Here is a 13,138-nt window from a genome sequence, read left to right on the forward strand (position 1 = left end):
TAAAAACCGTGCCGTACACCCAGCTCATTTAATTCGTTTTATTCTTGTGAAAATTCCCGATGTTTTTTAGCGATTCCCGCCAGCATTTTTTCAACCCGCTCACTGGTAAGTACCGTGAGTTGGTGGCGGAGTGCTTGCGCCTTTTGTATCAACGCCTCTACACCGATTTGCGCGATTATGGCCACGCCATGAACCGTGAGCAGGTGGTCGATATTTTCAAAGAAGCCATTGCCCGCGCGCCAATTCTGGATGCGGATAACAGCGATGCAGATGATTCAAACGAGGGGCGTTTTAAAACCCAGCGTGATCTCGCCAGTTTTATAATCAATCGCCTTATTGAAAATGGTTGGCTTGAAAAGCAAGTAGACGAAACCAGTTTGCAGAGCAGCTATGGTTTTAGTCGCATGGGACGCTTGTTTACCCAGCCTTTTGCAGACAATGACGCGAATCAATTTCGCACGCGTAATCGCAACACGCGCAACACCCGCAATAGTTTGCAAGCGTTTTATGATCAAGGTGAAATCAATGATTTATTGGATGCTTACGAGTATTCCGAGCGAATCATCAGTGATTTTACCGATGTGATTGCAGAACTGGAGGAGCGCAAGCGGCAGCTGGTGCGCGAAGTTGAATCGCGTCAGCTAATCCAGCAAGCCAGCGATGAATTCTTTGATTTTATGGAAACTGTATTTAAACCTGATCTGGAAGTACGTTTGTCCGCCGACAGTGTTGAAAAATACCGCGATCAAATATCCGATATCATCACCAAGATTAGGCGCAAACGTAAATACGGTTTAGGTGATGCCGAAACTGCTGCAAAAGATTGGCGGGCGGTGATGGAGATTCGTCTGCGCAAAGCATTGCCGCAAAAAGTAGTTCCAGGTATTTCGTTGCTGGAAACATTGCTTCAAACAATTGATTCACGCCTAAAAAATGCGTGCGACATTATGCTTCCTGCGTTGCGGCGCGCGTTGAACACCTTTACACAGCGCGCCGATATTATCATTCGTCAGCTCAGTTACATTAACAGTCGTGGGCAAGATGATTTGATGGATATTTACCGATCACTCGGTAATTTGACAGCAGAGCAACAGGATCAGGTGTTGCTTGAGCAGGGTGAAGCGATTGCCAGTATTCAAATGGGCTTTATTGATCCTGCCCAAATTCAGCTGCGTGCGCCGCGTAATATTCAGGTTGTCCGTTCAATGTTGGATGAGGATAAAGCATTGGATGCTGAAGCCCAGAAAGCTATTTTTGTGCAGCAAGCGCTCGATAAAGCTTTCATTCTGCAGTCCAGCAGTTTGCGTGATTATGTGCATGCGGCCTTGGTACAAAAAGGCGAGATAAAAAGTAGCGAGCTACAGGCAAAGAACATGCAGGAGTTATTGAATTTATCTCATGCCGTTGAAGTTGGAGCTGCTGCCAACCTGTCGTCCCGCTATCGTTTTGCAATTTCCCAAAATGCCGAATGGCTACATGCTCAGCCATTAGTTAATAGTGATAAGTATTTTAAACAGCGCGACGAGTTTGTTATCAGCTTGATCGACGATGGTGTTGAAAATGAGTGATCAATTAAGTTCATTGCTGCAAGAGCAACTGGTAAAGCACAACCTCACGCTGGATAACTGGCGCGAGCTGGTACAGCGATTGTTGGACTACGGCGTTCTTTGTCGCGATGACAGTCAAGTGGAAGCGGAACTCTACGATCGTTTTGTGCGCGTCCATGAATTAGTGAATGACTACTTAAGTCTGATGGGTGTTCGCTTTCAGCATGATAGTCATTTTCGTTTTGTGCGAATTTTACCTCCCGGCGCACGCTTGCCAGGCATGGATGATGAAAGCGATGAGCCATTCAATGCTGGTTTGCGCAGCCGGTTGAGCCAGCATGAAGTTGCTTTAGTATTAGTGTTGCGTGCGGAGTACGACAAGGCTCTGCGCGAGGGCAGCATTGATGAGCAAGGTTGCGCTACTTTATCGTTGGAGGCGATTGCGATGGCGATGAAAAGCCTGTTGCGCCGCAGCTTACCGGAGAACCTTGGCGAGCGTCGCCAAGCGTTCAAACGTCTTCGTCAGCTTCGCCTTATTAATTTTTTTGCCGAGTCGGATATAGATTCAGGTGAGAGCTGGATAAAAATTCGTCCGTTGATTATCAACCTTGTTAATAATGAATGGCTTGAGCAAATTCGGAATCATCTTGCCGATAATTTGTTATTGGTGGATGAAGAAACAGATGAAGCTAACGATGATATTGATGCCCCGAAATTGCGTAAATCCGCACCGCATTTAAATCGCTCGCTTTTTGCGGCTGAAGAATAGTTATGTACCTCAAAAAATTTATCTATGTTAATTGGGGCAATGTGCCCAATACCGAATTTGATTTCGGTCCGATCAATTTGTTTTCGGGCGGCAATGGCTCCGGTAAAACAACAGCTGCGGACGCGATTCAGACGATCATGACCGCCGCGCACGATAACTTGTTCCATTTTAACCCGGGGCAAGATGAATCCAGCCAGCGTGGTCGTGGCGGGAAATTGGTGCGTACACTCGCGTCCTATGTTTTGGGTTGCGACGATGGTGCCTATTCGCGGCCTCAAGGTTGTGATGGTTATCTTGCTGCAGTATTCCACCCGACTCAAGGTGAGAACAGTGAACCATTTACGGCACTGATTGGAATGCGTGCATTTTTAGAAACCACCGGGCAGGGCGCCTCACTACAAAAAGTGGCGCGTCTGGATGATACCCAGTTTTATATTCTGAATGATGTGGAGCTTGGTTTAAAAGATTTGCTGAAGGAAGAGAAAACCCATAAATATGTGGTTCCTTTAGATAAATTGTATGCTGGGTTGCGCCATCAATACGGTCAGCAACAAGTTGAGAAGTACGATAAAAAGAAATCTTACTTGTGCCGTTTATACGGTATCTTGCGTGGCAAGAAGGACGCGATTTCCGAACGTGAATCCATGAATGCTGCGCGCGCCTTCTCGCGTTTCATGGCTTATAAACCTATCAAAGGTATCGATGAGTTTGTCGCGAATGAAATTCTTGAATATCGCGATTTAGGTGAAGCAATTCGCACCGTTTCTACCATGTTAAAACGCATCCATACGATGGAAGCGGATGCGCGCACTTTGCGCCAGGGAATCGAGCGTATGGCGCAGGGGCGCCAACAGTCCGATAACTTTATTGCGAATTGGCTGGAACAACAGGTATTGCAGTATTCGGTTGCCAAGCGCCGTTATACAGATTCGCAAGCCCTGTATCTTGAAGCGAAACACAAGCAGCAGTTGCTGCGTGAAAACTCGTTAAGCCATCAACAGACACTGGCTGCTTGTGAAGCTCGCCGCGATGAAATCAATCAATTGATTTTGGCTGCTACTGCACGTCGTTTAGGCGTGCCTGCATTGCGTGACAAAGATCAGCTGGAACAGGAAAAGCATACGCAAGAAAAGCAGATCCAGTTGCAAGTGCCAGAGCTACGCAAACAACATCAGCAATTGCAAACTAACCTTGATGCTGCGCAGCAGTTTGCCCAAGCGCTGCGTCAAACCTCAATTGCTGTCGAATTGCCTGCATTAAAAGATTCTGGCTTGGCTAACCTGGTAAAAAATCTCTGCAGCGAGACTGACACTCTCGACATACATCAGTTATTAAACCGTGATCTTATCGAAGTAAGTCCGCTTGAGCCGCAGTTGGCAAAAGTGCTTGAGCTGCAAAAGCATCACAATACCTTTGTTGCTAATTTATTCGATCTTGAAACCAATGGTAGTGTGGTGCGCATGAATTTGCGCGATCAATTGGCGCAAGAGCGCGACAAAAGAAAATCACAAGCGGAGCGTTTGCAAAAACAAACCGAAGTTAAGCGCCGCGAAATTCAAACACTTGAATCGCGTCAGGTGAGTTATCCCGGATTCGTGCGCGCTGCTTTGGACGCAATTGCAGCTCAATGTCCCAAAGCTGATGCGCGGGTGCTGTGCGATTACGTGGATGTTGTTGATCGCGAGTGGCAAGCTGCTATTGAAGGTTATGTCGGCGCTGCTCGGTTCGGCATTATCGTCGAGTCTCAATATGAAGCTGAGGCAATTGCGATAGTGCGTAACATGGCAGGGCAAGGCAATCGTGCCCGCATCATTCAAGGTGAAAAAGCGCGTAAGGATTTGGATAAGAGTAGTGACTCATCTGCAAATTCTATTATTCAAGTAATGAGTTTTTCGCACGCAACTGCCGAAGCTTACATCAAAGCAAGTTATGGCAATGTGCAGCGTGTGGATAATGCAAAAGAGCTGAAAAATACCCGCCGTGGCATCACCAAAGATGCAATGGGCTCGGGTAACTATGCGATGTTCCGCTGTGATATGGCCGACTCTGAATTAGTGTTTGGCCAAGGTGCACGCGAGCGCGCACTCGATGCAAAACGCAATGAATTTCACGCGTTGGTTAGTGAATGGCAAGCAGCAACAGCCTATGCCGAAGAAACGCAAGAGCTATTGCTGGCGATTGATAAGCTTAAGCCGCTGGTCTATTCCGAAACTTTGCAGTCAATGCTTGCAGCGCAAACTAAAATCCAGGCAATTGATTCTAAATTGCAGCAATTGGATTTAAGTGATACCAAAGCGTTGGAAGCCGAACTGCAAGAGCTGCAGGAGCGTTTGCAAGAGCAGAATCAGGAATATGCCCGGTTGAATAATGCACAGGTAGATTGCCGTGCAGAATTAAAGCTGGCCGATAACCTTTGCCATAAGCTGGATGCCGAACAAGATAAAACCCTTTACCAAGCTGATACTTGTGAAGCTAATGTGCAAGGGATTACCGCATTTTGGCCTGAGTTTGATGCAGATGTGCGCCTGCAGGCTGCAGATGAAACAATCGGCCAGCATTCAGCGCAATATTTTGAATCAAATTTGGCAACGGTAAATGCCGAGCTTAAAACGATTCTGCATCGTCTTCAGCAAGCAGCTATGTTGCATAATCAATTTTGTTCGACCAGCGATGCCATTTTATTTGATATTGATTACAACGATGATTTGGGTAGTGCTAACTTCAAAGTGATTTGCGATATGCGACGCCAATTCGACGCGCTTTATAATCGCGATAAAAACCACATCCTCGCCCAGCGCCATCAGGAAATTGAATCCCTGCGTGAAAGTTTTAATAACGCCTTTGTGACCAATCTCTGCCATTCCATTTATCAGGCGATCAATGACGGTAAAAAAATTCTCGAAGAGTTAAATAAAGAATTGGAACATCACCGTTTTGGTGCTGACCGCGAACGTTTCCGTTTCGATTGGGGATGGGTGCCGGAGTTTAAAGAGTATTGGCAGTTCTTTAAGGCAGTAATAGATAGCCCGAGCCTTGATGAGGGTGAAACTCTTTTTAATATGAAGCTGGAGGAAAAACACCAGCGCGTGCGTGAACGTTTGATGACGATGTTGCTCGATGAAGATGAGCAAAAGGCGCTGCGTGAGTTAACGCGCATTGCTGACTATCGCAATTATCGTCGCTACGAAATTTACAAAGAGCCGGAAGGTAAGGCGCCAATTGCACTGAGTCAATACGGTACTGGTTCTGGCGGGCAATTGGAAACGCCTGCTTATATTATTCGCAGTGCGGCAATCACCTCGGCATTCCGTTTCAATGAAGGTAATAGCCATTTACGCATGGTGTTGGTAGACGAAGCTTTCTCGAAAATGGATGAGCATCGCTCACGCGAAGTAATCAACTATTTAACGGAAAGTCTAGGTTTGCAATTGCTGTTCATCATGCCGAGCAGTAAATCCGGTCCGTTTATGGATTTAATCTCCAACCAGTTTGTGTTCAGCAAATGCCCCACTGCGGAGCCGGTGGGCGAGTTGAAAAGTCGTGTAATGTTGGACCGTCAGGTGTGTGATCAGGAAAAAATCAAGAAACTGATGGCCAATCATCGCAAAGCAATTCGCCAGCAAGCGGCGTTGGATTTTATGGTTGAAGTGGAAGGTTAGAGTAGCGATTGGTGATGCGAACAATCAGTTCGCATCACCAGGTTTGATGTGCGGAAAAAATCGCGCAATCTTTTTCAGCAACTTGTCTTGTTCAATCGGTTTAACTACGTAATCGTCAACTCCATCTTCAATCGCCGAGCGGATTTGTTTGGCTTCGCTCACTGCCGTCACCAGCATAAACACCGTCGCCATATAGCGTTCTGCCGCGCGCATCGCGCTGTGTACTTCAATCCCCGATTTACTTGGCATATTCCAATCACACAACACTAAATCATAAATCGGATTGGCTTCGTACATCATGCTAATGCCGCGCATACCGTCATTGGCAAAGTCGATCAGGTGAATCCCGGCGGCTTGTAAGTAGGCAGCAACCAATTCGCAGATCACTTGATCATCATCTACTAATAGCACCCGTATTTGCCCTGGCACCAATTCCTGTCTGCGCGCCAAGGCCGCTTGGCGAATAGGGGATACGGTTGGTTGGGATATGTAGTGGTTTACTTGCTCACGGTGGACTTCTTCACCACTACTGTCACGTAATTGCGCGCTTATCTTGGATAATGACGATTCAATCGATTGCAGGGTTCTTTCGTTTTGGGCTTTGGAATTCGCTAGTTCAGGTTTATTGATATTTTTGGTGAGCCAGTCCCGTCGCTGGAGTAATGTTTGGCCAATTACCTGAAGTTCTTGCTTACTGAACATAAAAAACCTATGCGTATTTGCGTTATCGACCTATGCCGCCGGACAGGTCTGGAGAAAAGTAGCTTCTTACAATATAGTCCAGACTTCCCGTTTCGCCGAAACTGATTTTAAGGAATTTTGTTGTGTCCCAATTAGATCAATTCATTTCCCGCCTTGAACAATTAGTTGAGCGCGTTGAGTCAATATTGCCCGCAAAGCGACCAGATACCGACTGGAGTGCCAGCGCGTTCCGTTGGCGTACCTTAACGAGTGGTGGCGGTTATCTCCAAGCAGTAAAGCACCCGCACCGCATCAGTTTGGATGCCCTAAAGAATATCGACACGCAAAAACAGTCCATTGTGCGTAATACCGGGCAATTTGTGGCCGGTAAAGAAGCCAATAACGTGCTGCTGACTGGTGCGCGCGGGACAGGTAAATCCACGCTCATCAAGGCGGTGTGGACCGAATTTGCCGATCAAGGACTAAAAATCATTGAAGTAGACAAAACGGATCTGTTGTCCCTGGCCGATATTGTTGATTTGGTGGGCGAGCGAACCGAAAAGTTCATCATTTTTTGTGATGATCTCTCATTTGAAGAAGGTGAAATTAGCTATAAAGCGCTGAAATCGGTGCTGGATGGATCTATTTCTGCTCCCAGTGCGAATATGTTGTTCTATGCCACCAGTAACCGCCGTCATTTATTACCGCAAAAGATGCGCGAAAATTTGGATGTTAGCTATGAAGACGGCGAGGTTCGCCCCAATGATGCTATCGAGGAAAAGGTTTCCCTATCGGAGCGATTTGGTTTGTGGTTGAGCTTTTACCCATTCTCACAAGACGACTATCTCGCTGCAGCCCATCATTGGGTGACTCATTTAGGTGGGCAGTGGAGTGAATCGACGGAGCAGGCGGCGTTGTTATGGCATAGAACTCGTGGTGCACGCAGTGGTCGTGTTGCATGGCAATTTGCAAAAGATTACGTTGGCCGTAGCCAATAAAGTCGATTGTTGTAATACATTGGCGCTAATCAAGCTCATGCAACATGCTGCAGGTCACCTTACCAATAGGAACTAATTCAGGAGTTTAATGATGCATTCAGGGCAAACCAGCTTGCGCAAAGCGCCTTTGGAATTACAGGTTAATTTGGCTGACGACATCAATCCACTTTTTACTCGCACACCGAATCTGCGCGACATAGATGAACCTGAATTTCGGAAGGTGTTGCGCAATTATTTTGTCAGTACCTTCGATCGCTATGAATCCCTGTTTGAATGTCTTGCAAGCGATCAAGCGTTTTACACTAAATCGATAAGCCTGCGCCACCCGCTTATTTTTTATTACGGACATACGGCGACTTTTTTCGTCAATAAATTATTGCTGACCCGCATGATTAATGAGCGCGTCAATCAGCGCTTTGAATCAATATTTGCGGTAGGTGTGGATGAAATGAGTTGGGATGATCTCAATGATTCCAACTATCAGTGGCCGACACCAGCAGAGGTGAAAATCTATCGCGATCAGGTGCGCGCTTTAGTGTTGGATTTGATCGATAATGCTCCGCTACAAATGCCGGTGGATTGGAATAATCCCTGGTGGGCGATCATTATGGGAATTGAACATGAGCGTATCCATCTTGAAACATCCTCTGTTTTAATTCGCCAGCATAAATTGGAGTTCGTTAAAAAATCTCCTGAGTGGGAGCCGAATCGCGCGACCGGAGTGGCTCCACAAAACGAGCTGATAAAAGTAAGTGCAGGGCAGGTGCGTTTGGGTAAAGAGAAATCCGATTCGTTTTACGGGTGGGATAATGAGTATGGAAATCATGAAGCCCAAGTACCTGCATTTGATGCAGCAAAATTTTTGGTGAGCAACCAGGAGTTTTTGCAATTTGTAGAAGCAGGTGGTTATTTAAATTCCCACAACTGGGAAGAAGAAGGAAAAGGTTGGCTTGCCTTTACCAAAGCACAGCACCCGACATTTTGGGTGAAAAAAACTAACGGTTGGTTTTTGCGGCTGATGACTGAAGAGGTTGCCATGCCATGGGATTGGCCGGTGGAGGTTAACTACCATGAAGCCAAAGCGTTTTGTAATTGGAAAAAATCGGAAACTGGAAAACCAGTGCGATTACCAACCGAAGATGAATGGTATCGTTTATATGACACAGCTGGATTAAGTGATATCAGTGAACAGCCTGCACATGCAAATATCCAGCTTGATCATGGCGCATCGTCATGTCCGATAACTCAATTTGCACACGGCGATTTTTACGATGTAGTAGGGAATGTGTGGCAATGGACTGAAACACCCATTTACCCATTTGAAGGCTTTGAAGTTCACGCCATTTATGATGACTTCACTACACCAACATTCGACGAGCGCCACAATTTAATTAAAGGCGGCTCCTGGATTTCCTGCGGTAATGAAAGTTTGCGTTCATCGCGCTACGCATTCCGTCGCCATTTTTTTCAACACGCGGGTTTCCGCTATGTTGTTTCCGGAGAAATAAAACCTGTGCCCAGTTCCCATTATGAAACCGACAAACTAGTGTCGGAATACGCTGAATTTCACTACGGTGACGAATATTTTGGCGTGCCCAATTTTTCCAAAGCACTTGTTGATTTGGCAGCCGAGGTTCTTGTCGATAAACCGAGACGCAAAGCATTAGACTTGGGTTGTGCAACTGGTCGTGCCACGTTTGAGTTGGCTCGTCACTTCGATAAAGTGACCGGCATAGATTTTTCTGCGCGCTTTATCAATCTCGGCGTGCAACTTGCGAGTGGCGATACCCTTCGTTACACCTTGGCCGATGAGGGGGAGCTTGTCTCTTATAAATCGCGCTCACTCGCTGATTTGGATTTATCAGAAACCAAAAACAAAGTTGATTTCTCCCAAGGCGATGCGTGTAATCTTAAGCCAATATTTACAGGTTACGATTTTATTCTCGCAGCCAATCTTATTGATCGCCTCTACAACCCCGCAAAATTCCTTACCTCAATCCACGAACGCCTGAATGTGGGTGGAATCCTCATGTTGGCATCACCTTACACATGGTTGGCCGAGCATACGCCGCGTGAGGATTGGGTGGGAGGGTTTAAAAAGGATGGTGAAAGCTTCACAACACTGGACGGATTGAACGCCCAATTAGGCGAGCATTTTCGTTTGGTGCGCGGACAGGAGGAAATTCCATTCGTAATTCGCGAAACCAAACGCAAGTTCCAGCATACGCTTTCTGAGGTGACTTTTTGGGAGCGGGTTAATTAAATAGTTGATTGAGCCTACCTGACAGTTACTGCCAAAAAAGTTGGTATCCTTAGTCTGATGTAAAATCAGGCTAAGGAACAACAATGAAAACCTGCATTACACCGCCGCAAGTTTCGGTGGTTTTATTGCCACCGAAGATCACTCTCTGAATTGGTTGTTTCCGCTAGCAGGCGTCAATCAATCCAGTTATCCCGAATTCATTAAACATATTGGCGTTATTGCTATCATCGTAGAAAATATCTATTTCTTGCAGGGTGATATATAAAAGGTTCATCGTGCGATGAGCGACGCTGCCAATGGTAGGAATTGATTGTCCAGATGGGCTCAGTCGCACTCAGAAAGGGCCGGCCAGTTTTTCCATGACAATTATTGAGCCTAGTAATGCGCTTGAGGTCGGTTCAGCAAGTGGGCGAAGGGATGATGGAGTTGAGATATGATCTCAATAGGAATTTATCTGCCGTAACGGTATAGTAACTTGCTTTTTTGTAAGCCGTTTTGCAGAAAACGATTAAGAATCAAATATGGAGATTAAGTTAATGAGTTTGTATAAAAGGCTATCCCTCATCCTGATTTCAAGTTTAGTGGTTGGTTGTGGCGGTGGCGGTGGCGGTGGCGGTGGCGGTGGCGGTGGCGGATCTAAAAAACCAGATCCGACTCCTGTTCCTAACGTGTCCGTGCAGATTATTTCAACCAAAGTGGAAATTGATATAAGTGAAGGGGATAAGTTTCCGGTCAGCTTTGAAGGAAACTGGACGGCAACTAATCTTGGAAGTAATGTTGTTTACATAAAGGTGCTTGACAGTCAAAAAAATACTATTGGATCAGTAGTGGCGCAAGCTGATGCCGGTAAATTTAAGCTTGATACTTTTACCAATCATTCGCTCGCTGCGGGAGATTACAGCTCCAAACTTTCATTTGTTGCTTGCAAGGAACTAGCTTGTACTAGTCAATTTTCCGGCTCGGGTGCAGAGTTGGAAATTAATTTACGAATTTCGAAAGTTCCTGAATGGCAAACCCATCAAGCGAATGCGCGACATAATGGCTACGTTCCTATTTATGTTGATACCGGCAATTTTGCAAAGTTATGGGAGTGGAAACGCGATACTTCCAATGAACCTATTGGTGGAATAAATGCTCCGGTTGCTGGCAGTGGCGCGGTGTATGTTTCTACTGATGTTTATTTTGGAGATGCTGCAGTTATTGCATTGGATGAGAAAAAAGGTTCGGAATTATGGAGAGTTTCATTCGGCAATATTCCTGCTTTAAATCCACCTGCAATTAATGAAAAAAGTTTGTTCATTGCAACGTCTGGGCATGAGAATACCAAGCTGTGGAGTATTAATCGTCAAGATAATAGATTGCAATTTCAAGCCAACTTTTCATCTCAATGGGGGCATTATTTAGCTCCAACGATCAGCGGAGATCTTGTGGTGCAGACTGGTGGTTATTATGGCGGATCGGCAACTGCATTTTCAGCAGAAACTGGGGCTCAGTTATGGCTTGCATCACCAACAACTTCTTGGGGAATGGATTCTGCTGCGATAGACGATAAGTATGTGTATACCCACGACGGAGCAAAATTGTCGATCATTGATAAGCTGGACGGTAAAATTCACAAGAGCATTGCTGATCCGTTTGGGAACTCTAATTATGATTATCACGGTGCTCCTGTTCTAGGTGGTAGAAATAACGTGTTGGCGTTCAGTGGTGGTGGATTTAGCGGCAGGGCAAGTAGTAATGTCGAACATTATGATAGCAGGGTTATATCAAGTTTCGATGTGTCTAGCGGGGCTTACGAATGGACTTCGGAATTCTCATATCAAACATTTTTTGCTGTTAGTAAGGGTATTATTTATGCGGGTAAGAATAATCCTGTTGCTATAGATGCAATTGATGAAACAACAGGGAAAGTATTGTGGAGCTGGGTTCCGCCAGCAACGGATGACAATAGTTTTCATCGCAATGTTGTAGTTACAAAGAATCTGCTTTTTGTCAGCACTAATGCTCGGATATATGCAATTGATCTAAATACTAAAAATTCAGTATGGAAATATGATGCGCCAGGTATGATAACTATTACTGATCGCCGTTCACTTGTGCTTGCGGTCGGGGCGAGGGAGAGTAATGGCAGTTTGATTGCCTTTGACTTGAGTTCAAAATAGTTTTTTAAGGCCACTCAAGCTGTTGTTAGTTTAAATACTCAACGGCTGAGTGGTTTTTATCTTAATAGTTTTTATACCCTCCATCTATTTCTGCTCTTCTTGTTTAATAATTAGATCTAACAGATAAGGCTTATCATTGATAAAGTAAGATTTGTCGATATTTGTATTGGCTAATCGAAATATTTTGCGCTTTTTATTTTTTAGTAGTTTCAGATCATCTGCAAAATAAGTATCAAACAACTTATCCAACTTGCCCGTTGTATGTGCTTTTCTTAAACCATACTCAAGCCTTTCAGCTAATTGAGGCTGGTTTTTGGCAACAAAAAAGTACATGGGCAAATAAGTGTAAATGGCGAAGTTGTCAACGATGGTTAAATTGGGCATGGTTTTTTTATATGCATTAAGCTCGGGTTGTACTTCAAAGATACTGCGCATCAATAATGGAAAACGGTTGGCTTCGAGCATAGGGATAATTGTTGGATATGGCCCGCCATAAACCACTTTAAAACCATTATCTTCAAGGATTTTTCCGGTGGACCAGCCCGGGCCTTGCCCAATGTTCAGCTCTTTCAAGTCGGATAATGTTTTTATGTTATTGAATAGCGGTTGGTTAATTTTGTTACCGAGAAAAAGACGATAACTGGATATACCCTTCATAAGCGGGAATCGCACGGGTAGTGCTTTTTCAAGCCATTCCTGAGTGGGCATTGATACTGCAACCGAGATGCTATTGCCTTTTTCCAGTTCAAGTAGTTGCCGTTTGATGACACTTTGCTGCTGCTGTTGAACAATTTGGTATGGCCCATATTTTTCTTTGGACGCTTCCAAGGCTGCTTCCAACACAGCATCTGCATAAGCTCGATGGGAAGCCTCTACCTCCATATACGGAATCGTTACAGTAGTTATCGGTATTTGTGTGTTTGCTGCATATACGGGTAGGGCACAGCAAACAAAAAGAAATTGTAGGAATAGTTTCATAGCAAGCAGTAGTAGTGCCGAAAGTGCCCCATTATCGCCCAGAACTTGCGCTCTTGTGCCCAAACAAAACCTGCTTTACAT

The 13,138-nt window shown here is 45.2% G+C and carries 8 protein-coding genes; 6 read left to right on the top strand and 2 right to left on the bottom strand.

Annotated elements, in window-relative coordinates:
- Nucleotides 1–59 precede the first annotated feature (59 nt).
- Genes AAGC78_RS15335 through AAGC78_RS15345 form a run of 3 tightly spaced genes read left to right on the top strand, consistent with a single transcriptional unit; the run spans nucleotide 60 to nucleotide 5,975 of the window.
- Nucleotides 60–1,568, top strand: a complete 1,509-nt coding sequence (locus tag AAGC78_RS15335; protein WP_435784974.1) for a Wadjet anti-phage system protein JetA family protein — start codon at nucleotides 60–62, stop codon at nucleotides 1,566–1,568.
- Entirely contained in the window at nucleotides 1,561–2,316 is a 756-nt protein-coding gene (locus AAGC78_RS15340) for a DUF4194 domain-containing protein (RefSeq protein ID WP_435784975.1), read from the top strand. The genes AAGC78_RS15335 and AAGC78_RS15340 overlap by 8 nt, the downstream gene beginning before the upstream one ends.
- A gap of 2 nt (nucleotides 2,317–2,318) precedes the next feature.
- Nucleotides 2,319–5,975 (top strand): ATP-binding protein, encoded by a 3,657-nt coding sequence (locus AAGC78_RS15345; protein WP_435784976.1) that lies wholly within the window; start codon nucleotides 2,319–2,321, stop codon nucleotides 5,973–5,975.
- Nucleotides 5,976–5,999: 24 nt separating this feature from the next.
- On the opposite strand, the gene AAGC78_RS15350 is transcribed toward AAGC78_RS15345, so the two are convergent.
- The gene (locus tag AAGC78_RS15350) at nucleotides 6,000–6,677 is read right to left on the bottom strand and encodes a response regulator (protein ID WP_435784977.1); all 678 of its coding nucleotides are present in this window, start codon (nucleotides 6,675–6,677) and stop codon (nucleotides 6,000–6,002) included.
- Nucleotides 6,678–6,799: 122 nt separating this feature from the next.
- Here AAGC78_RS15350 and AAGC78_RS15355 point away from each other — a divergent pair, with 122 nt between their 5' ends.
- The 3 genes from AAGC78_RS15355 to AAGC78_RS15365 all read left to right on the top strand — a co-directional run bounded on the left by AAGC78_RS15355 (nucleotide 6,800) and on the right by AAGC78_RS15365 (nucleotide 12,079).
- Nucleotides 6,800–7,654: an ATP-binding protein gene (locus AAGC78_RS15355; protein ID WP_435784978.1), complete on the top strand. Its 855-nt coding sequence runs from the start codon at nucleotides 6,800–6,802 to the stop codon at nucleotides 7,652–7,654.
- A gap of 88 nt (nucleotides 7,655–7,742) precedes the next feature.
- Nucleotides 7,743–9,917 (top strand): 5-histidylcysteine sulfoxide synthase, encoded by a 2,175-nt coding sequence (gene ovoA, locus AAGC78_RS15360; RefSeq protein WP_435784979.1) that lies wholly within the window; start codon nucleotides 7,743–7,745, stop codon nucleotides 9,915–9,917.
- A gap of 521 nt (nucleotides 9,918–10,438) precedes the next feature.
- Nucleotides 10,439–12,079 carry a PQQ-binding-like beta-propeller repeat protein gene (locus AAGC78_RS15365; protein ID WP_435784980.1) on the top strand — a complete coding sequence of 547 codons (1,641 nt, stop codon included), beginning with the start codon at nucleotides 10,439–10,441 and terminating at the stop codon, nucleotides 12,077–12,079.
- An 84-nt stretch (nucleotides 12,080–12,163) separates the two neighbouring features.
- On the opposite strand, the gene AAGC78_RS15370 is transcribed toward AAGC78_RS15365, so the two are convergent.
- Nucleotides 12,164–13,120, bottom strand: a complete 957-nt coding sequence (locus tag AAGC78_RS15370) for a substrate-binding periplasmic protein (RefSeq protein WP_435784981.1) — start codon at nucleotides 13,118–13,120, stop codon at nucleotides 12,164–12,166.
- Nucleotides 13,121–13,138: the final 18 nt, after the last annotated feature.

Source organism: Cellvibrio sp. (assembly GCF_039207905.1).
Lineage (GTDB): Bacteria > Pseudomonadota > Gammaproteobacteria > Pseudomonadales > Cellvibrionaceae > Cellvibrio.